General features: G+C 43.3%; 18 protein-coding genes. 16 read left to right on the forward strand and 2 right to left on the reverse strand.

Annotated features, from left to right (window positions below; genetic code table 11):
* Positions 1–715: 715 nt before the first annotated feature.
* The 3 genes from PR834_RS00005 (at position 716) to PR834_RS00015 (ending at position 3895) form a co-directional block, all read left to right on the forward strand.
* Complete coding sequence (locus PR834_RS00005) at positions 716–1390, forward strand: sugar phosphatase (protein WP_036958082.1); 675 nt, start codon at positions 716–718, stop codon at positions 1388–1390.
* Between the two features lie 88 nt (positions 1391–1478).
* Positions 1479–3311 (forward strand): SLC13 family permease, encoded by a 1833-nt coding sequence (locus PR834_RS00010; RefSeq protein ID WP_004259790.1) that lies wholly within the window; start codon positions 1479–1481, stop codon positions 3309–3311.
* 167 nt (positions 3312–3478) lie between these two features.
* Positions 3479–3895, forward strand: a complete 417-nt coding sequence (locus tag PR834_RS00015) for a hypothetical protein (RefSeq protein ID WP_232062784.1) — start codon at positions 3479–3481, stop codon at positions 3893–3895.
* 51 nt (positions 3896–3946) lie between these two features.
* Here PR834_RS00015 and yfbR read toward each other — a convergent pair whose 3' ends face one another.
* Entirely contained in the window at positions 3947–4528 is a 582-nt protein-coding gene (gene yfbR / locus PR834_RS00020; protein ID WP_004259798.1) for a 5'-deoxynucleotidase, read from the reverse strand.
* A gap of 407 nt (positions 4529–4935) precedes the next feature.
* Complete coding sequence (locus PR834_RS00025; protein WP_004259802.1) at positions 4936–6150, reverse strand: pyridoxal phosphate-dependent aminotransferase; 1215 nt, start codon at positions 6148–6150, stop codon at positions 4936–4938.
* A gap of 790 nt (positions 6151–6940) precedes the next feature.
* On the opposite strand from PR834_RS00025, the gene PR834_RS00030 reads away from it, so the two are divergent.
* The 13 genes from PR834_RS00030 (at position 6941) to nuoM (ending at position 22486) form a co-directional block, all read left to right on the forward strand.
* Positions 6941–7864, forward strand: a complete 924-nt coding sequence (locus PR834_RS00030) for a LysR family transcriptional regulator (RefSeq protein WP_036958083.1) — start codon at positions 6941–6943, stop codon at positions 7862–7864.
* 1114 nt (positions 7865–8978) lie between these two features.
* On the forward strand, positions 8979–9422 hold the full coding sequence (locus tag PR834_RS00035; RefSeq protein WP_004259806.1) for an NADH-quinone oxidoreductase subunit A: 444 nt from the start codon (positions 8979–8981) through the stop codon (positions 9420–9422).
* Between the two features lie 18 nt (positions 9423–9440).
* Positions 9441–10115 (forward strand): NuoB/complex I 20 kDa subunit family protein, encoded by a 675-nt coding sequence (locus PR834_RS00040; RefSeq protein ID WP_004912254.1) that lies wholly within the window; start codon positions 9441–9443, stop codon positions 10113–10115.
* Positions 10116–10189: 74 nt separating this feature from the next.
* On the forward strand, positions 10190–11992 hold the full coding sequence (gene nuoC, locus PR834_RS00045; RefSeq protein WP_004259810.1) for an NADH-quinone oxidoreductase subunit C/D: 1803 nt from the start codon (positions 10190–10192) through the stop codon (positions 11990–11992).
* Positions 11993–11994: 2 nt separating this feature from the next.
* A complete protein-coding gene (gene nuoE / locus PR834_RS00050) occupies positions 11995–12543 on the forward strand; it encodes an NADH-quinone oxidoreductase subunit NuoE (protein WP_036958085.1) in 549 nt (182 codons plus the stop codon).
* Positions 12540–13898: an NADH-quinone oxidoreductase subunit NuoF gene (nuoF, locus tag PR834_RS00055; RefSeq protein WP_004259820.1), complete on the forward strand. Its 1359-nt coding sequence runs from the start codon at positions 12540–12542 to the stop codon at positions 13896–13898. Before nuoE ends, nuoF begins: the two co-directional genes overlap by 4 nt.
* 98 nt (positions 13899–13996) lie before the next feature.
* A complete protein-coding gene (nuoG, locus tag PR834_RS00060) occupies positions 13997–16720 on the forward strand; it encodes an NADH-quinone oxidoreductase subunit NuoG (protein WP_272536265.1) in 2724 nt (907 codons plus the stop codon).
* Positions 16720–17697, forward strand: coding sequence for an NADH-quinone oxidoreductase subunit NuoH (gene nuoH / locus PR834_RS00065; RefSeq protein WP_004912244.1), 978 nt, complete (start codon positions 16720–16722; stop codon positions 17695–17697). Before nuoG ends, nuoH begins: the two co-directional genes overlap by 1 nt.
* Positions 17698–17711: 14 nt before the next feature.
* Positions 17712–18254 (forward strand): NADH-quinone oxidoreductase subunit NuoI, encoded by a 543-nt coding sequence (nuoI, locus tag PR834_RS00070; protein ID WP_004259834.1) that lies wholly within the window; start codon positions 17712–17714, stop codon positions 18252–18254.
* 12 nt (positions 18255–18266) lie between these two features.
* Positions 18267–18809, forward strand: a complete 543-nt coding sequence (gene nuoJ, locus PR834_RS00075; RefSeq protein ID WP_004259837.1) for an NADH-quinone oxidoreductase subunit J — start codon at positions 18267–18269, stop codon at positions 18807–18809.
* Positions 18806–19108: an NADH-quinone oxidoreductase subunit NuoK gene (gene nuoK / locus PR834_RS00080; protein ID WP_004259841.1), complete on the forward strand. Its 303-nt coding sequence runs from the start codon at positions 18806–18808 to the stop codon at positions 19106–19108. The genes nuoJ and nuoK overlap by 4 nt, the downstream gene beginning before the upstream one ends.
* Positions 19105–20946: an NADH-quinone oxidoreductase subunit L gene (gene nuoL, locus PR834_RS00085; protein ID WP_004259845.1), complete on the forward strand. Its 1842-nt coding sequence runs from the start codon at positions 19105–19107 to the stop codon at positions 20944–20946. Before nuoK ends, nuoL begins: the two co-directional genes overlap by 4 nt.
* 19 nt (positions 20947–20965) lie before the next feature.
* Positions 20966–22486: an NADH-quinone oxidoreductase subunit M gene (gene nuoM, locus PR834_RS00090; RefSeq protein ID WP_153673325.1), complete on the forward strand. Its 1521-nt coding sequence runs from the start codon at positions 20966–20968 to the stop codon at positions 22484–22486.

The following is a 22486-nucleotide window of genomic DNA, read 5'->3' on the forward strand; positions in this document are numbered from 1 at the left end:
TTTAGTTAAGTAAATATAATTAACTGTTAATTTCCGTCATCTCAGCCCGTGCGCACGGTAAGATTTGAGTTAAGGATAATAAAAGCTGATGAATGGACTGTAAACCGGAGGGCCAGTTTGTATCTCTCTAGGATAAGTGACTTAGCGTAAACGGGTTGAAATATCGCTATATAATTCCAGAAAAACACCAAAAACGAATCATAACAAAACAATCATTGAGCAAAAAATAGACCAAACTGCGATAAGCCCAGTAAGTTCTAATGTACATAGAAATAAACTATGTAACCAAATATTTCAGCTTAAGAGGTTATCGCAACCACATGATTTAAAATAAATAAAATAGAGAATTTAAGCTACCCTCTACTAGCAGTGAAATTATCGGTCTAATTCATCAGTGCATTTAACTATTTATCATGTAATTACTAGTTATTAATATTGATAAATATGCTAACCAACTGTAAGTTTTACGTTTTTCCTGTGTGGTACAGGAGCAATATAATGATTTCGTAAAAAAGCAAATACAACAGAAATCACCATATCGTTCAAAAAACACAAAGATCAACAGCCCTAGCGCATTCAAATTTATGTCTTAGGCTCAATTCTTAACTATTTTTAATATTGAGGTTGCGTATGAGCGCCTATTTAGCGTTAACTAGTGGGCTAGAATCGATTCAACTTTTTATGTTATGTGAATTGCAAAATTAAAGGGGTAGATGTGAAATTAAAGGCAAAAGGGTTTCTATTTGATTTAGACGGTACGTTAGCGGATTCACTCGCAGTCGTTGAACGTTGCTGGTGCAAATTTGGTGAGCGTATTGGTAAAAGTGCGGACGAAGTTATTAGCTATATTCATGGTAAACCCGCAATGACCAGTTTGCGCCATTTTTTACCCGAGGCGAGTGATGAAGAAATTATGGAATACTTCCATTGGCTAGAAAAAATGGAAAGCGAAGATGTGGAGGGCGTTGTTGCTCTACCCGGCGCTATTGCTTTGCTGACGCGTTTAAATGAAATTGGTGCACCGTGGGCAATTGTCACCTCTGGTACTGTACCAATTGCTCATGGGCGTCAACAAGCGGCAGGGTTACCAGAGCCTAAACATTGGGTAACATTTGAAAAAGTGTCCAAAGGTAAGCCTGACCCAGAGCCGTTTTTACTTGGTGCCCAAGCACTTTCTTTTCCTGCAAAATCCTGTATTGCCTTTGAAGATGCACAAGCAGGCATCCATTCAGCATTAACAGCCGGTTGCCAAGTGGTGGCAGTCCATGCACCAGAAGGGATGCCTCGTCGTGATGAAATTCAAGTAATTGTGAGTTCATTGGAACAAATTTCCGTTATGGGACCTGACAATAATGGTGATTATGAACTTTTCGTGTCTAATTTGACTTAATGGTGATTTAATCAAAGAAATTCTCCGTAAAACATGCTTAACTAAATAAAATTCTTAGCAATGTTTTTTTTCGTCGAAAGGGGATATTTTGAACGGAGAATTGCTGTGGGTCTTAACCCTTCTATTGATTGCGATAGTTCTATTTACCACAAATAAAATTCGCATGGATGTGGTCGCGTTACTTGTCATTGTCGCGTTTGTGCTGAGCGATACCTTAACGCTAGAACAAGCTACCGCAGGTTTTGCTGACCCCAACGTCCTGCTAATTGCAGCATTGTTTGTTATTGGTGATGGACTTGTTCGCACAGGGATAGCCTATCAAATGGGAGACTGGCTTGTTCGCGTTGCAGGAAGCAGCGAAAGCAAAATGCTGGTTTTCTTAATGCTCACCGTCGCTGGGTTAGGGGCTTTTATGAGTTCCACAGGAGTGGTGGCTATCTTTATCCCCGTCGTATTAAGCGTTGCATCACGCATGAAAACGTCCCCTAGCCGGTTGATGATGCCATTAGGCTTCGCAGGGCTTATCAGTGGAATGATGACACTGGTGGCCACGCCACCGAATATGGTAGTGAATAGTGAGTTAGTACGAGAGGGGATCAAAGGCTTTCAATTTTTCTCTATTACCCCTATAGGCATTCTCATTTTATTAGCCGGTATTGCCTACATGTGGCTAACAAGGCGTTGGCTAGGCAGTAATGAACCCGACAAACTCCCTGAGCGTTATCGACGTACTTTCCGTGATTTAATTCGTGATTACAAATTGACGGGTAGAGCTCGCCGCCTTGCTATCCGAAAAGGTTCGCCACTCATAGGCCATACGCTTGATGAACTGCATCTTCGCTCCCGTTATGAAGCTAACGTGGTTGGGATAGAGCGTTGGCGTAAATTCCGTCGCGTGATGGTGAGTGCAACGGGGGGAACCGAGCTACGCGAGCGGGATGTTTTATTAGTCGATATATCCGTGAGTGATGACGATTTGCGCCAATTTTGTAGCGAGCAACTTCTTGAACCGATGATTTTACGGGGAGATTATTTTTCAGACCAATCACGTGATGTGGGAATGGCTGAAGTGTCGATGAACCCTGATTCCGAACTATTGGGGAAATCGTTGAGGGACATTAAATTTCGTACTCGTTATGGTTTGAACGTTGTTGGTATTCGTCGAGATGGCAAGGCACTGGATGGAAAGCTAGTTGATGAACCGCTTAGGTTAGGTGATATTTTATTAGTTATTGGTGATTGGAAATTGATCCGAATTTTATCGACTAAGCCGCGTAATTTTATTGTATTGAACCTAGCTGCTGAAGTCGAGGCTGTTGCACCCGCTGCGTCTCAGGCTCCTCATGCCTTGTTTTGTTTGGCGCTAATGGTCGCGATGATGGTGACCAATGAAATTCCTAATTTTATTGCAGCACTTATTGCCTGTTTGCTAATGGGGAAATTTCGTTGTATCGATATGGAAAGTGCCTATAAGTCAATTCACTGGCCTAGTATTATCTTAATTGTTGGGATGATGCCTTTTGCGCTAGCATTACAAGAAACAGGGGGGATTGCGCTTGCTGTCGATGCGTTAATGAAAGTGGCTGGTGGGTTAGGGCCGCACGTGATGTTATTGTGCCTGTTTATTTTGTGCGCCACTATTGGCTTATTTATTTCCAATACCGCAACAGCGGTGTTAATGGCGCCGATTGCCATTGCGGCGGCGCGTCAAATGGAGGTTTCACCACTTCCTTTTGCCATGATTGTTGGGATAGCCGCATCCGCTGCCTTTATGACCCCAGTTTCATCACCAGTGAATACCTTAGTTTTAGGGCCTGGTGGGTATAAATTTGCTGATTTTCTAAAAATTGGTGTACCGTTTACTATTATCGTAATGTTAATTAGTATTTTGGTCGTACCGGTATTATTTCCCTTTAATTAATTTTTGTTATTTATAATTTCAAAATTACCATCAATAACGAATGAAAAGCAAATCGTTATTGATGGTTTTCTATTAAAAAAACGTAAGCGTTAATATTTATTCGTTTTTTCATTTGATAAATGAAATGCTAGCTTATTTCTGACAAATCAATGTGAGGAATATATAATATGAATAAAGAAACTGCTACACCGGAAAGGTATTATTTGGGCTTGGCAACATTTGAAAACTTTTGGGGGGAAGACTTAAGTTCTGTTGTCATTGAGCACTATGTTAATAACCTTAGTAATAGCAGAACGAAAAAATATCCCAGTTCACAAACTTTGTCTAATATTGCAAATAAAGCAGTTATGAAAGATATTTTTGCATTTAAATATGAGCTCGGTATTAATGATTCATATGATTACTGGGTAGTTGAAATAACAACTAAAAGTGGCAAAAAATATCGTACAAAATCGAGTTTTTATTGTTCTATTACCTTTGAAGATAAAGGAAAAGTGGTTTTGGGGGTTAATGGGGACTTTAAGCGGCTGTATGTGCATTTTCCGTCATCGTCTGACTGTTCTACGGCATTTAACGAAGTATAATTAATAACTGCTTATGCAGAGTAGGAATATTTATTATTCCTACTAAAAAAATTAATTACTGATTTCATCAAGGGAAAGTTTAAAACCTGGGACAAATTTTTCCATAAAATAGTCCATTTCAGGGCTTTTCCTTTCTTCTAATATTTTCTCTAGGCGTTTTTTTGCAAGTTTAAATTCACTATTACCCGCGGAAAGCTCTTCTAAACATTTTAAATAAGCGCACAATGAGTCAGCTTGTTTAACCAATGAATGTTCTTCATCAGTTTGTAAATCTTCAATAATTAGTTCACGGAAGTCATCTTGCAGTTCTTCTGGTAGCATTTCGAGTAATTTTTGTTGGGCGAACTTCTCTATTTTTTTGTATTCATGAGCAATTTGCTGATTATGATATTTAATCGGAGTTGGTAAATCTCCAGTGATAACTTCGCTCGCATCATGGTACATGGCTAACATGGCTATTCGTTCTGCATTAACCTGACCGCCGAATCGACGATTTTTGATGATAGCAAGAGCATGGGCAACCATAGCCACTTGTAAGCTATGTTCCGAAACGTTTTCAGTTCGTACATTGCGCATTAAAGGCCAGCGGTGAATGAGTTTCATTCTAGCAAGGTGGGCGAAAAAGTAGCTCATAAGTCCTCTTCTGTGGTGTCTGCAAACAACTAAAATTATAACGGAAATAATGTGGTAGTGATATATTTTTATTGTTTTTTAATAAGTTACTAGTTCGTAATTATTTATTAATATTTATTTTCATATTAAGATGATCATAATAATATAATCAGGATTTGACTTTAATTTAACTGTTATTTTAATTGTGTTGAATTATAGAATCAAAAAAATATAATGAATGTTCAATTCAAAAATAAAGAGGCAATATGAAATATTTTCCATTTATATTATTGGGCTTTTTCCTGGTGGCAATTTATTTTATTTCTATTATTTGATTATCAGAATAATACAGTCTATTAATGATGACTCGATTTAGAATAAAAAAGCCTCCGGAGTAGGAGGCTTTTACTTTATGTTTGATAAAATTCTTATTGGCGATAACCTTCAAGGAAACGGCCGAATTTATTAATCGCCATTTCAAGGTCATCTGCATAAGGTAATGTGACAATTCTAAAGTGATCGGGTTCAGGCCAGTTAAATGCGGTACCTTGAACTAATAACACTTTCTCTTGTAACAATAGGTCTAAAATCATTTTCTGGTCGTCATAGATATTAAATCGTTTAATATCTATTTTTGGGAACATATACAGAGCACCTTGTGGTTTGACGCATGAAACGCCCGGTATTTGGTTGATCAACTCCCATGCACGATTACGTTGCTCATATAAACGCCCACCTGGTTGAATAAATTCACTGATACTTTGGTAGCCTCCGAGTGCAGTTTGAATAGCATGCTGCATTGGAACGTTAGCACACAGGCGCATCGAGGCCAGCATTTCTAAACCTTCAATATAGCTTTTAGCATGCTTTTTCGGGCCGTTTAATACCATCCAACCTTGGCGAAAACCAGCGACGCGATAAGTTTTAGATAAACCATTAAATGTGATGGTTAATAAATCTGGAGCGAGGGCGGCAATAGAGTGATGTACAGCATCATCATAAAGAATTTTATCGTAGATCTCATCAGCATAAATAATAAGATTGTGCTGGCGAGCCAATTCGACAATTTCCATTAACAGATCTTTACTGTAGACCGCACCGGTTGGGTTATTTGGGTTTATGACCACAATACCACGCGTTCTTGGGGTGATTTTTTTGCGAATGTCTTCAATATCAGGCATCCAACCTTGTTGCTCATCACACATATAATGAACGGCTTTCCCACCTGAAAGGGAAACCGCAGCGGTCCATAATGGGTAATCAGGCGCAGGCACTAACATTTCATCACCATTATTAAGCAGCGCTTGCATGGCTTGTACGATTAATTCAGAAACGCCATTACCAATGTAGACATCTTCCACGGTCATTTCATGAATACCGCGAGCTTGGTAATGCTGCACAATCGCTTTACGGGCAGAATATAAGCCTTTTGAATCACAATAACCCTGAGAACTAGGCAGATTACGCAAGACATCAACTAGGATTTCATCTGGGGCTTCAAAACCAAATGGGGCCGGGTTACCAATATTGAGCTTGAGGACTTTGTTGCCTTCTTCTTCTAGGCGTTTAGCTTCTTTTAAGACGGGCCCACGAATGTCATAGCAAACATTATCGAGCTTACTGGATTTAGTTAGATTATTCATAGTTTTCTCATTACCCTAAGGGTTATATTGGTCGAGCCGGCGTTATTCCTTTACTCTACTCCTCCCTCAGAAGCTTTTGAAGATGCAAGGTTATTTTTGGTGTAAAAGGTTGGTTTACGCTTAAATGTAATGTTTGGTATCTTATTATATGGTTTAAGTTAGCTGTATGTTCCTAAAATATAGCATTGTGTGGATTATAATTTTAACATTTATTGATGTTTTGGAGTATAAAAAGTAAAAAAGCAGAAAAACAGAGGAAAAAGGAAAATTTGTATCAAAATGTAATATTAAGCATTGAATCATTAAAATAGACATGATTTTTTTGCTGTAATAGCCTTTTTTTATAATAATTAGTGTGATTTTGTTAGTAATATTGATTGTTTCGAGTCATTTTTATTAACAAAAAGTGTTACTTAAAATTGTAACTAATTGATATATATAACTATAGGTAAATAGTGAAACGAATTTTATAATGTGCTTACATTAAAATAATTGTGATTACATTAAATATGTTACTATTTAAGCGTGTTCTAGAAAGCGCTTTGTTAGTTTGTTTTTTAGGAAAACATCCCCTTTTTATTAAAATTATTTGATTTTTGGAAGTATGCTATTTGCACACGTGCTCTATCAATTATAAATGATGAGCAGGGTGGAAAAGTAAAATAATTAGAAGTTATTGCAGATCTATGGATTAGAAATGCACTCGCTTAGTAGTCGCTATAAACTCGCTGATTCTCATGGAGGAGAGCAGAAACACCAGGTAACATAAAATTATATAAGAGAATGAACGATGATAAATTCCAATCGTCCCATCATGAACCTAGATCTTGATTTGCTACGTACTTTCGTTGCTGTCGCAGATCTTAATACATTTGCAGCTGCAGCTGCAGCCGTTTGTCGAACACAATCTGCTGTGAGCCAGCAAATGCAACGTTTAGAACAATTAGTCGGTCGTGAGCTTTTTGCTCGTCATGGACGAAATAAACTGCTTACCGCACATGGATTGCAATTACTTGGCTACGCAAGGCAAATATTGCGCGCCAATGACGATGCAACGGCATCATTAACTTATAATGACGCTGATGGTGAATTGCGCATCGGTGCATCTGATGACACCGTCGATATCCTATTACCTTTCTTGCTTAATCGTATCGCGTCTGTCTATCCAAGAATTGCAATTGAAGTACGCATTAAACGAGCTCAGTTTATTGAGTCAATGCTTGATAACCATGAGATAGATCTTGCATTAACAACGGCAAGAATTAGCCACCATCCTAAAACGGCTTTAAGAACCGTGCCTGTTTTGTGGCATAGCGCACCCGATTTTCAATTGCGTCCGAATGAGCCGATCCCATTAGTTGTTATGGATGAAACTAACCCATATCGTAAACTTTGTACTAGTGCCCTTGATGATGCAGGTTTGTCATGGCATGTTGCTTATGAAGCGGCTTCTCTGCCTGCTGTTCGTGCAGCAGTTAATGCGGAAGTAGGGGTAACTGCAAGGCCAATGGAAATGCAAAATGCAGATTTACGTATTTTGAATGAAGCTGATGGGTTACCACGTTTACCTGATATTCAGTATTGGTTATATAAAAACGCAGACGAACAAAAAGATTTTGTTCTGACGGTATTCGGTGCGATTGAAAACAAAAAAATTCCTTATGTGGCAGCCTCAGCAAGTGAGTTGATGGATAGCAACGAGGAAAGTAATTAAGTTAATCGATTCATCTGGTTGCTTTAATCGCAATATCTAATCGATTTATTGTACTGGCGGTAATTCCAATTATCTTGGGATTGCCGTTTTTTTATATCATTTTTGTTAGTTTATTACTGAATCACTTGTTTGTGATCAATGTGTTATTGGCTGTGTACAAATAAAATCAATGTGTTAATCGCAATCTAAAGAAGGCTCGTGTGGCGACTGAGATAGCTATTTTTGGTTAAATGGTTAACGCACGGGTAGGTTAAGTTGTTAGATAACAGTTTAACGGATTCGTTGGTAATAACTGAAACGATTATTTCATGCAGTGGAACTCAATTTTCAATATTGGGAAACGGTATCGAGAAATTTGTTTTTATGCATGTTTAAATAATGTCCAGTGATATCCTTAGTAGGATATCGAGTTCAAATTTATCGATTTTTTATTAATTTCCGCTCATAAAAAAAGCAAATAACCACTTAATAAGTATGGTTAAATAAGAAAGACCATGAAATAATTGTGATGTAGCTGGCATAACCTGAATTTCATTGTTTGGTTAACAATTTGTTATGTTATTAACAATGTTTTTTTATTGAATAGATAAAATAGCGCTGTAATGTCAGTTAGTTACTTGAAGTAATGCGTTAAAAAGAGTTACAAAGACTTAAAGTTAAATTGAATGCTATGTAAACAAATTGAGTACTTTTTCAATAAAAGTGTGCGTTAGATCAAATAAAAAGAGCAATTTTTCATCTGTTAAGACAGGTTTTTCCTGAGATAATGGTGTAGTAAAAACGAATAATCAGTTAAACTAGTTTGCGTGTTTACTTGAGTATCATTACACTGACACGTTTTAGCAGATTATGAGTACTTTTTGTTGTTCTGTTGTTTTCAAAGTGTGAAGTTTTTGTAACAAATACGGGTTATTTTACTTAGTTTAAGTGAAATAAATTGTAATGAGAGAGGACAAACCAAACGCAGTCAACAGGCTGATTTAAGTTTGGTGATATTTTAGTTTGTGATCAATTTTGGTCTTTCTTCTCGATTAACTGGGCAATTGTGGTGCAATACTGCCGTGATGTAAAAAAGAGCAGCTAACACACCATAAGTAATGAGTAAGCAACGAGTATGTCTACATCAATCCTAGCGTTAGCCCATAACTGGGCGTTTGCGATATTCCTTATCGGCACTATCGGTCTTTGTGCTTTCATGTTGGTCGCAGGTCACTTTCTAGGTAGCCGCGCCAAAGCCAGAACAAAACATGTTCCTTATGAGTCAGGTATCGACTCGGTCGGTAGTGCACGTCTCCGCATGTCTGCTAAGTTTTACTTAGTTGCCATGTTTTTCGTTATCTTCGATGTTGAAGCCATGTTCTTATTTGCATGGTCAGTCGCCATCCGCGAAGCCGGTTGGGTAGGTTTCATCGAAGCCGCGATCTTTATTTTGGTATTGTTGGCGGGACTGTTTTACCTCGTCCGCGTTGGGGCATTGGATTGGACTCCAGTCCGTTCCCGCGGAAAAGTAAAGCATCCTAGTGAAGTTATTAAAATCAGCAATCGTCATCCGCAGTAAAAAGCGAGGCATTATACAATGGATTATACGCTCACCCGCATAGATCCGAACGGTGAGAACGACCGTTACCCACTGCAAACTCAGGAAATCGTTACCGATCCACTGGAGCAGCAAGTTGAAAACAGTGTTTACATGGGAAAACTTTCTCATGCACTTCACGATGTGGTTAATTGGGGGCGCAAAAACTCTCTATGGCCATATAACTTTGGTCTTTCATGTTGCTATGTAGAAATGGTGACTTCGTTCACGGCTGTTCATGACGTTGCCCGCTTTGGTGCAGAAGTACTGCGTGCTTCACCTCGTCAAGCCGATTTCATGGTAGTAGCAGGTACTTGTTTCACAAAAATGGCACCTGTTATTCAACGTCTGTATGACCAAATGCTTGAACCAAAATGGGTAATTTCCATGGGTTCATGTGCCAACTCTGGTGGTATGTATGACATTTACTCTGTTGTACAAGGCGTCGATAAATTTATTCCTGTGGATGTGTATATCCCAGGTTGCCCACCGCGTCCAGAAGCCTATATGCAGGCTCTGCTTCTGTTGCAAGAATCTATCGGTAAAGAGCGTCGACCGCTGTCTTGGGTTGTTGGAGACCAAGGGGTTTACCGTGCCAATATGCAATCAGAAAGAGAAAGAAAGCACGGTGAACGTATTGCAGTGACAAACCTGCGTACACCAGACGAAATTTAAGGCTTAAAGCCATACAGCGTAACAGAGCAATGTTGTTGCGAAATAATAAACCTGATCAAGCGTTATGGTGAAGAATGATGACAGATCAGATAGCGCAAGCGAGTAGTAACCAGCCAGGATGGCAGACACAGGATCACTTAAACGACCCTGTGCTTCTGGAACTGCGCAATCAATTTGGGCCGGATGCCTTTTCTGTTCAAGCAACTCGCACTGGTATGCCAGTGCTTTGGGTGCGTCGTGAACAGTTACTGGAAGTGGTCGATTTCCTAAAGAAATTACCAAAACCGTATGTCATGTTATTTGACTTACATGGGGTAGATGAACGTCAACGAATTCACCGTCAAGGTCTGCCAGAAGCAGACTTTAGTGTTTTCTACCACCTCATCTCTATCGATCGTAACCGCGATATCATGTTAAAAGTCGCTCTTAATGAGAAAGACTTAAATGTGCCTTCTATTGTTTCCCTGTTCCCGAATGCGAATTGGCATGAGCGTGAAGTGTGGGATATGTTCGGCATAACGTTCCAAGGTCACCCGAATTTACGCCGTTTATTAATGTCACCAAGCTGGGAAGGTCACCCACTGCGTAAGGATTATCCTGCGCGTGCGACTGAGTTTGACCCTTTTGTTCTGACTAAGCAGAAACAAGATCTGGAAATGGAAGCCTTGACTTTCAAACCAGAAGAGTGGGGCATGGCACGTGGAAATGAAAACGAAGATTTCATGTTCCTGAACTTGGGGCCAAACCACCCATCCTCACACGGTGCGTTCCGTATCGTGCTGCAATTGGATGGTGAAGAAATTATCGACTGTGTGCCCGATATCGGCTACCACCACCGTGGCGCTGAAAAAATGGGTGAACGCCAGTCGTGGCATAGCTACATTCCTTACACTGACCGTATCGAGTACCTCGGCGGTTGTGTGAATGAAATGCCATATGTGTTGGCCGTTGAAAAACTGGCTGGCATTGAAGTGCCGGATCGCGTGAAAACCATTCGTGTCATGTTGTCTGAATTATTCCGTATCAACAGTCACTTACTGTACATCAGTACGTATATCCAAGACGTTGGTGCGATGACCCCTGTCTTCTTTGCGTTTACCGACCGTCAAAAAGTCTACAACGTCATTGAAGCAATTACCGGTTTCCGTATGCACCCCGCATGGTTCCGTATCGGTGGTGTTGCGCACGACTTACCGCGTGGTTGGGAAAAACTGCTTCGCGAATTATTAGACTGGTTGCCAAAACGTTTAGAGTCTTATGTGACTTCTGCACTGAAAAACTCCATCTTAAAAGGTCGCTCTATTGGGACAGCCATGTACTCAAAAGAAGAGGCGCTGGCATGGGGTGTAACAGGGGCTGGATTACGTGCAACAGGCGTTGATTTTGACGTGCGTAAATGGCGTCCATATTCAGGTTATGAAAACTTTGAGTTCGATATTCCTATCGCTCACAACGGTGACTGTTATGACCGTGTGATGATCAAAGTAGAAGAGATGCGCCAGAGTATTCGTATTCTTGAGCAATGCTATAAGAATATGCCAGAAGGTCCTTTCAAAGCTGACCATCCATTGACAACTCCGCCACCAAAAGAGCGCACGTTGCAGCATATCGAAACCCTGATCAACCACTTCTTACAAGTGTCTTGGGGGCCGGTGATGCCAGCAAATGAGTCATTCCAGATGGTTGAAGCGACGAAAGGTATCAACAGCTACTACTTAACCAGTGATGGCAGCACAATGAGCTACCGTACGCGTATTCGTACGCCAAGCTACGCTCACTTGCAGCAAATTCCTGCCGTGATCAGAGGTAGTTTAGTTTCAGACTTAATCGTCTATCTGGGTAGTATCGATTTTGTAATGTCGGATGTGGATCGCTAACCATGCATAATGAACATAACGAAAATGAGAAGCACAACGAGCTCAATGTCGTGAATGTGTTTGAACCGCAAGTCAATCATGGCTTTGTCTTAACAGAGAAAGAGCGTGAAGAGATTGAAGGTGAGAAACACCATTACGAAGACGCACGTGCTGCCTCAATTGAAGCACTGAAAATTGTGCAAAAAAACCGCGGTTGGGTTGAAGATGGTGCGATCCATGCTATCGCTGACGTCTTAGGTATCCCAGCCAGTGATGTTGAAGGGGTGGCGACATTCTATAGCCAAATCTTCCGCCAACCAGTGGGTCGCCACATTATTCGCTATTGCGACAGTGTTGTTTGCCATATTACAGGTTATCAGGGCTTAGAAGCTGAAATAATTAAACAGCTGAATATTCGCCCTGGTCAAACAACAGCTGATGGCCGCTTTACATTGCTGCCGACCTGTTGCCTAGGTAACTGTGACAAGGGTCCAACGATGATGATCGATGATGACACTCACAGCTACGTGCAGCCTGAAAATATTCAAAAATTACTGGAGCAGTATCCATGACAAATTCTGTTAATCCAGTGATCCGTACTGCTGAAACTCATCCTCTAACATGGCGTTTGCGTGATGACAATCAGCCTGTTTGGTTAGATGAGTATCGCAGTAAAAACGGATACAAAGGTCTTGAGCGCGCGCTCAAAGGCATGGCACCCGATGAAGTTGTGAACCTCGTAAAAGACGCTGGCCTGAAAGGGCGAGGCGGTGCGGGCTTCTCAACAGGTCTGAAATGGAGCCTGATGCCAAAAGACGAAAACATGAAACTGCGTTACTTTTTATGTAATGCGGATGAAATGGAACCGGGCACCTATAAAGACCGTTTATTGATGGAGCAACTCCCTCACTTGTTAGTTGAAGGGATGATCACGGGCGCTTATGCACTTAAGGCCTACCGTGGTTATATCTTCTTACGGGGTGAGTATGTTGAAGCCGCGCAAAACCTGCGCCGTGCCATCGAAGAAGCCAAAGCGGCGGGTTTATTAGGAAAAAATATCCTCGGTTCGGGTTTTGATTTTGAACTGTTTGTCCACACCGGCGCTGGGCGTTATATCTGCGGTGAAGAAACCGCACTGATTAACTCTTTAGAAGGCCGCCGTGCTAACCCGCGTTCTAAACCACCATTTCCTGCAACATCAGGTGCTTGGGGTAAGCCAACTTGCGTTAATAACGTCGAAACCATTTGTAACGTGCCTGCTATTTTAGAGCACGGAGACCAATGGTATATCGATTTAAGCGCCGGTAAGAGTAAAGACGCGGGTACTAAATTAATGGGCTTCTCTGGCCGTGTGAAAAATCCGGGTCTGTGGGAATTGCCATTTGGTACAACGGCACGTGAAGTGTTGGAAGATTACGCAGGTGGTATGCGTGATGGACTGAAATTAAAAGCATGGCAGCCGGGTGGGGCAGGGACAGACTTCCTAACCAACGACCACCTCGACTTACCAATGGATTTCGAAAATATTGCCAAAGCAGGAAGCCGTCTTGGTACTGCATTGGCGATGGCGGTTGATCATGAAATCAACATGGTTTCTTTAGTGCGTAACTTAGAAACCTTCTTTGCTCGTGAATCCTGTGGTTGGTGTACGCCGTGCCGTGATGGTCTGCCATGGAGTGTGAAAATTTTACAAGCGCTGGAAAAAGGAGAAGGGCAGCCGGGGGATATTGAAACCCTAGAGCAGCTGTGCCGTTTCTTAGGACCGGGTAAAACTTTCTGCGCTCACGCACCGGGTGCGGTCGAACCGCTACAAAGTGCCATCAAATATTTCCGTGATGAATTCGAAGCGGGTATCTCGCAAAAAGATCTGCGTAACATCGTGCAGATTGCAGGTATCCAACCCAACCTGCTGAAGCAGCGTTGGTAATTATTTAGCGATTGAGCAACCGCTAAAGAGATTTTTCACGAAGAACGTATTTTTGATTAACGCCTGCTTTATGCGGGCCTTTGGGAAGCATGCTGACTATGGCTACAATATATGTAGACGGCAAAGAATATGACGTAAACGGGTCTGAAAACCTGTTACAAGCCTGTCTTTCTCTCGGGCTAGATATTCCTTATTTTTGCTGGCATCCGGCGCTGGGAAGCGTTGGCGCTTGCCGCCAGTGTGCGGTTAAGCAGTATCAAAACGCAGATGACACACGCGGTCGCCTAGTAATGTCTTGTATGACACCCGCAACGGAAGGTACCTACATCTCAATTGATGATGAAGAAGCCAAACAATTCCGTGAAAGTGTCGTGGAATGGCTGATGACCAACCACCCTCATGACTGCCCAGTCTGTGAGGAAGGGGGGAACTGTCACCTACAAGATATGACGGTAATGACCGGTCATAACATGCGTAAATATCGTTTTACGAAACGGACTCACATTAACCAAGACCTCGGTCCATTTATTAGTCATGAAATGAACCGTTGTATTGCGTGTTATCGCTGTGTTCGTTACTACAAAGATTATGCAGATGGCACGGATTTAGGGGTTTATGGGGCACATAACTATGTGTATTTCGGTCGTACTGAAGACGGTACACTGGAAAGTGAGTTCTCCGGTAACTTAGTTGAAGTTTGTCCTACCGGGGTATTCACCGATAAAACCCACTCTGAGCGCTATAACCGTAAATGGGATATGCAGTTTGCCCCCGGTATCTGCCAGCAGTGCAGTATCGGTTGTAATACTAGCCCCGGTGAGCGTTATGGTGAAATCCGCCGCATCGAAAACCGTTATAACGGCTCGGTAAACCACTATTTCCTGTGTGACCGTGGTCGCTTTGGTTATGGTTACGTCAACCGTAAAGACCGCCCTCGCCAAGCCGTACTCAATAAAAATGGCGTTAAGCAGGTCATTTCGGCTATCGAAGCGATGCAAAGTGGTGCGCAAATTATCAATCAAGCGAAAAAAGTGATTGGTATCGGTTCTCCACGCGCTAGCGTTGAAAGCAACTATGCATTACGCGCATTAGTTGGAGCAGAAAACTTCTATTCCGGTATTTCTGCGGGAGAGCAGCGTCGTTTAGCATTAATGCAAAATATTCTGCAAAACGGCGGTATCTATACGCCAACACTGCGTGAAGTAGAAGGCTATGATGCGGTACTGGTACTGGGTGAAGATTTAACTCAGACAGGTGCACGTATGGCGTTATCTGTACGCCAAGCGGTGAAAGGTAAAGCTCGTGAGATGGCGGCAGCGCAAAAAGTGGCTGACTGGCAAATCGCGGCAATCATGAATATTGGTCAACACGCAAAATACCCACTGTTTATTACCAATGTTGATGATACGCGTTTAGACGATGTGGCTGCCTTCAATTACCGTGCTCCAGTGGCTGACCAAGCGCGCTTCGGTTTTGCTATCGCCAATATGATTAATGGCGAAGCCCCTGCGGTGAATGATTTACCCGCAGACTTAAAAGCCAAAGTTGAAACCATTGCTCAAGCATTAGCCAGTGCGAAAAAACCATTAATTATCAGTGGTAGCCATAGTGCAAGCGAGGCAATGATCCAAGCGGCCGCTAACGTGGCATTCGCATTGAAAGCGAAAGGTGCGAACGTTGGGTTATCTTACTTAGCGTCTCATGCAAATAGTTTCGGTCTGGCAATGATGAATGCACAGCCATTAGACAGCGCTTTAGCTCGCATAGAAGCGAACGAAGCGGATGTGGCTATTGTTATCGAAAACGACCTGTACCGTCACAGCAGCGTGGATGCAGTCAATAGCGCATTAGCGAAATTGAGCCACTTGATTGTAGCGGATCATCAGCAAACCGACATCATGGATAAAGCAACATTAGTTCTGCCAGCAGCAAGTTTTGCTGAAGCAGACGGTACGTTGATTAACCAAGAAGGTCGTGCACAGCGTTTCTTCCAAGTCTTCGACCCAACGTATTACGACAAAGCTATCGTGATGAACGAAAGCTGGCGCTGGATGCATTCACTGCAAACTGAAGCGCAAGAGCGTGATGCGGATTGGTCTCAACTTGATCACGTTATCGCTGATTGTGTTGCCGCAATGCCACAATTCTCAGGTATGGTTGATGCCGCACCAAAAGCGTCTTTCCGTATTCGTGGTCAAAAACTGGCGCGTGAACCACATCGTTACAGTGGCCGTACAGCGATGCTAGCAAATCAATCTGTCCATGAACCTCGTCAACCGCAAGATATTGACTCTCCATTTGCTTTCTCAATGGAAGGGAACAACAGCCCAACCGCGCCGCGCCAGCAAATTCCATTTGCATGGGCACCAGGTTGGAACTCACCGCAAGCCTGGAATAAATTCCAAGCCGAAGTGGGGGGGCACCTGTTATTTGGTGACCCGGGTATCCGTTTGTTCAATTCAACAGAAGGTAAATTGGCTTACTTCACTGAAATTCCAGCGGCTTATCAAGCTAGCGAAGCGCAGTGGGTCGTCGCACCTTATTACCACCTGTTTGGCAGTGATGAAATGTCACAGCGTTCAGAGGTGATCCAAGAGCGTATGCCTGAGCCTTATATCATGCTGAACACGCAAGATGCTGCGGCACTGGGGCTGTCAGCGGGTGCTAAAGCTGAGTTTAGCCATGCAGGTCAAGCGTTTAACTTGACTGTTCGCCTCAGTAATCACCTGTCTACCGGTCAAATTGGCTTACCGCTAGGAATGCCAGGTATCGCACCGTCAATGGCTGGCGTGTCAGTCAATAATCTGCGGAGGGGAGCATGATGGATTGGATTTCTCCTGAAGTGATGGAAGTATTAATTTCCATCCTTAAATCTGTCGTCATTTTATTGGTTGTTGTGACTTGTGGGGCATACATGAGTCTGGGAGAGCGCCGTATTCTCGGTCTATTCCAGAACCGTTATGGTCCAAACCGCGTTGGCCCGTTTGGGATGGGCCAGTTAATCGCCGACATGTTCAAAATGCTTTTTAAAGAAGACTGGATCCCACAGTTCGCGGATAAGAAAATCTTTACGCTAGCACCAGTTATCGCATTTTGTTCATTGTTCCTTGCATTTGCAATCGTGCCTGTCAGCCCGACTTGGCACGTAGCAGACTTGAACATTGGGATTCTATTCTTCCTGATGATGGCGGGTCTAGCGGTCTATGCGGTGTTATTCGCGGGTTGGTCAAGTAATAACAAATACTCATTATTAGGTGCGATGCGTGCGTCAGCACAAACCGTGAGTTACGAAGTATTCTTAGGCCTTTCTTTAATGGGTGTGGTTGCACAAGCAGGTTCATTCAACCTGATTGATATTGTGAACTCCCAAGAAGGCATGTGGAACATTATTCCTCAATTCTTTGGTTTTGTGACTTTTGCGATAGCGGGCGTTGCGGTATGTCACCGTCACCCGTTTGACCAACCAGAAGCAGAACAAGAGATTGCGGATGGTTACCACGTTGAATACTCAGGGATGAAGTTCGGTCTGTTCTTCGTTGGTGAGTATATCGGTATCGTAACGGTTTCTGCACTGATTGTGACGCTGTTCTTTGGTGGCTGGCATGGTCCATTCCTGCCGTCATTCTTGTGGTTTGCTATCAAAACTGGCTTTTTCATGATGATGTTTATCTTGATCCGTGCCTCTTTACCGCGTCCACGTTATGACCAAGTGATGTCTTTCGGTTGGAAAATTTGCCTGCCGCTGACACTGCTTAATCTGCTGGGTACTGCAGCAGTGATTTTATACAACGCTCAGTAAGGGGTGATTGAACCATGACATTGAAAGAGTTATTGGTCGGTTTCGCCACCCAAGTACGTAGTATTTGGATGGTCGGCCTACATGCGTTCGATAAACGCGAAACGCAAATGTATCCAGAAGAGCCGGTTTATCTGCCACCCCGTTACCGTGGTCGTATCGTGTTGACGCGCGATCCAGACGGTGAAGAGCGTTGTGTTGCATGTAACTTGTGTGCGGTAGCTTGCCCTGTGGGTTGTATCTCACTGCAAAAAGCTGAACACGAAGATGGCCGCTGGTACCCTGAATTTTTCCGCGTTAACTTTTCGCGCTGTATTTTCTGTGGTCTGTGTGAAGAGGCTTGCCCTACCACGGCAATCCAATTAACACCTGATTTTGAAATGGCCGATTGGAGACGTCAGGATCTGGTTTACGAGAAAAATGACCTGTTGATTTCAGGTCCGGGTAAATATCCTGATTATAACTTTTACCGTAAATCAGGTATGGCGATTGCAGGTAAAGACAAAGGTGAAGCGGATAACGAAGCGAAACCTATCAACGTCAAAGACCTGTTGCCATAAGGAGCGATATTCATGGAATTTACATTTTATATCGCCGGTCTAGTTGCCATTTTAGCAACTTTAAGGGTGATAACGAATACAAATCCGGTGCATGCACTGTTGTATCTGGTTGTTTCTCTGCTGGCTCTGTCAATGGTGTTTTTCTCCCTCGGCGCGTATTTTGCTGGAGCGTTGGAAATCATCGTTTATGCAGGTGCCATCATGGTCCTGTTCGTGTTCGTCGTGATGATGCTCAACCTAGGACGTTCTGTTCAAGAACAAGAGCGCGCTTGGTTGACGCCGAAAAACTGGATTGGTCCTGCTGTGTTATCCGCAGTTTTATTGGCTATCTTAGTTTACGGCATCACCTCATTGTCATATCAAGAAGGCATTGAGGGCACCATCATTGGGGCGAAAGAAGTGGGTATTAGCTTGTTCGGGCCTTACGTTCTGGCTGTCGAATTGGCGTCACTGTTACTACTAGCTGGTTTAGTTGTCGCATTCCACGTTGGACGTGACCGTAAAGAAAACGGTGCTGATCTTGTCAGTATCGCGAAGGCGGAGGAGCAAAAATGATACCTCTAGAACATGGTCTGATTTTAGCGGCGATTTTATTTGTGATGGGGCTTAGCTGCCTTGTTATTCGCCGCAATCTGCTTTTCATGCTGATCGGACTGGAAATCATGATTAACTCAACTGCACTGGCATTTGTGGTTGCAGGGAGTTTTTGGGGGCAGCCAGACGGCCAAATTATGTATATATTGGCAATTACATTGGCTGCAGCGGAGGCGAGTATTGGATTGGCGTTGTTACTGCAACTCCATCGTCATCGTCAGAACCTGAATATTGATAAAGTCAGTGAGATGCGCGGATGAACCTACTCTATTTAACTATTCTGTTGCCTTTACTGGGGTCGGTGTTGTTAGCCTTCTCCCGTGGACGCTGGTCAGAAAACGTTTCGGCCATTATTGGTGCGGGGTCGGTCGGCTTAGCGGCCATCGTCGCATTCTATGCTGGCAATGAATTTTTAGCTCAAGACGCTGGTAGCGTGTTCATCCAACCTCTGTGGACTTGGATGTCTGTCGGTACCTTTAATATCCCATTCACCCTAATGTTAGATGGTCTATCTCTGACCATGTTAGGTGTGGTAACGGGTGTGGGCTTCCTTATTCATGTATACGCTTCTTGGTATATGCGTGGTGAGGAAGGTTACTCACGTTTCTTCGCTTACACTAACCTGTTTATCGCGAGTATGGTGGTCTTAGTCCTCGCTGATAACATGATGCTGATGTATCTCGGTTGGGAAGGGGTAGGGCTGTGCAGTTACCTGTTGATTGGTTTCTATTATACCAATCCAGAAAACGGTAAAGCCGCAATGAAAGCGTTCTTTGTCACGCGTATCGGTGATGTATTCCTCGCAATTGGTATGTTTATCCTGTGGAATGAGCTCGGCACATTGAATTTCAGCGAAATGGCGGTGTTAGCACCTCAGAAATTTGCTGAAGGTTCGAGTGCGATCAATTGGGCAACCTTAATGTTATTAGGTGGCGCAGTCGGTAAATCAGCACAGTTACCATTGCAAACGTGGTTGGCAGATGCGATGGCGGGTCCTACGCCAGTTTCAGCATTGATCCACGCCGCAACCATGGTAACGGCCGGTGTGTACTTAGTGGCTCGTACCCACGTTCTGTTCTTATTAGCGCCAGAAGTTTTACATCTAGTTGGCGTTGTGGGCGCAGTGACATTAGTACTGGCAGGGTTTGCTGCACTGGTTCAAACCGATATCAAGCGCGTGCTTGCTTATTCCACGATGAGCCAAATCGGTTATATGTTTTTGGCTCTCGGTGTGCAAGCTTGGGATGCTGCGATTTTCCACCTGATGACGCACGCTTTCTTTAAAGCACTGTTGTTCCTGTCAGCAGGTTCTGTCATTTTGGCATGCCACCACGAGCAAAATATCTTCAAAATGGGCGGATTGCGTAAGCAAATTCCATTTATCTACGCTGTGATGTTGATTGGCGGAAGCGCACTGGCAGCATTGCCATTGTTTACTGCTGGTTTCTACAGTAAAGATGCCATTTTGTGGGGTGCGCAGCTTGATGGACAAACTGTATTGTTGTGGGCAGGTATCCTCGGTGCATTAATGACCGCAATTTATACCTTCCGTATGATTTTCATCGTGTTCCACGGTGAAGCAAAAATCAAAGCGCATAAGGTTAAAGGCATCACTCACACATTACCACTGGGCATTTTGGCTATCCTTGCAACGTTTGTTGGTGCATTAATCCATCAACCACTCGAAGGGGTATTCCCTGCAGAAGCGGCTGGCAGTGAAGACGGTAAAGTCTTACTCGAAGCGATTTCTGGCGGGTTTGCTATCGCTGGTCTATTAATTGCGGTATTCCTCTACCTGTTTAGACGTTCAATAGTCGATGCTATCGCGAAAACTGCGGTGGGTCGTTTCTTCAGCGCATGGTGGTACCAAGCGTGGGGCTTCGACTGGCTGTATGACGTAGTCTTTGTAAAACCGTTTAAAGGTATTGCATGGCTACTGGAAAGCGATCCGATTAACTCTCTGATGAATATCCCTGCACATCTTTCACGTTGGGCAAATAAAGGGCTTGCAGTGAGTGAAAACGGCCAAATCCGTTGGTATGTTGCCTCGTTGGGGCTGGGTGCAGTGCTGATTCTTGCTCTGCTGCTTTTGGTTTAATTAAGGGACACATTGCGCCATGCTATTACCCTGGCTAATACTCATTCCCTTCATCGGAGGCCTGCTAAGCTGGCAGGCTGACCGGTTCAGTCATCGCGCACCGCGCTGGATTGCACTGGCGACGATGGGAATAACATTAATACTCTCCGTGCAATTGTGGTTAGAAGGGAATTACTCTCTTGTTAATCCACAAGGGATTCCACAATGGCAATCTGTTTTCTTTATGCCGTGGATCCCTTCACTGGGAATTGACTTTCATTTAGCTATTGACGGTTTATCACTGCTGATGGTCGTATTAACGGCTATCATGGGGGCTTTCTCGATTCTGAGCTCTTGGAGTGAAAACCAGAAGAACCAAGGTGCGTATCACTTTAACCTGCTGTGGATTATCACAGGTGTGATGGGGATTTTCACCGCGGTTGACTTGTTCTTATTCTTCTTCTTCTGGGAGATGATGCTGATCCCAATGTACTTCCTGATTGCCAATTGGGGGCACAAAGGGTCAGAAAACAGACAACATATCAAAGCTGCGACTAAGTTCTTTATCTATACGCAAGCAAGTGGCTTGATCATGTTGGTTTCCATCATTGGATTGGCACTAGCGAATTACAATACTTCAGGCGTATTAACATTCGATTATAACCAACTGTTAGGCGCAGAACTGTCTAGTAACGTTGCGTTTATGTTGATGTTAGGTTTCTTTATCGCCTTTGCCGTTAAAATGCCACTGGTTCCTTTCCATGGTTGGATGGCAGATACCCAAGAACAATCGCCAACAGCGGGTTCCGTGGATATCTCCGGTATCATGCTAAAAACCGCAGCATACGGCCTGTTACGCTTTACTTTGCCTCTGTTCCCTGAAGCCTCTATCCAGTTCACGCCAGTGGCGATGACGCTGGGTGTGATCAGTATCTTCTACGGCGCATGGTTGGCGTTCAAACAAACGGATATCAAACGTTTGGCAGCGTACAGTAGCTTATCCCATATGGGCTTTGTGACAGTCGCTATTTACGCGGGTTCAACCTTGGCTTACCAAGGTGCGGTGATTCAAATGATCACCAACGGTTTGTCCGGTGCGGCACTGATTATCATCAGTGGTCAACTGTATGAACGTACGCAAACGCGTGATATGCGTATGATGGGTGGATTATGGAAACGCATTAAATGGTTACCAGGAATGTCCCTGTTCTTTGCTGCGGCAACGCTAGGAATGCCAGGTACAGGTAACTTCATTGGTGAATTTATGATCCTGTTTGGCAGCTTCAGCCAATTCACGTTAGTGACTTGTATTATGGTCTTTGGTGTGGTGTTTGCGTCTATCTACTCACTGTGGATGATGCAACAGACCTACTACGGTACACCTAAGTCTGAAAAAGAAATGAAAGGGTTAACGGCGCGTGAGTTTGGTGTGCTGCTGGCTCTGGCTGTATTACTGGTTATCATCGGTTTCTACCCGCAACCAATTTTAGATACATCAATTGGTTCGATGGAAACATTGCATAACCTGTATTCTGCTTCACTTACAACATTAGGGCTGTAA

It is taken from the genome of Providencia sp. PROV182 (assembly GCF_028480325.1).
Lineage (GTDB): Bacteria > Pseudomonadota > Gammaproteobacteria > Enterobacterales > Enterobacteriaceae > Providencia > Providencia hangzhouensis.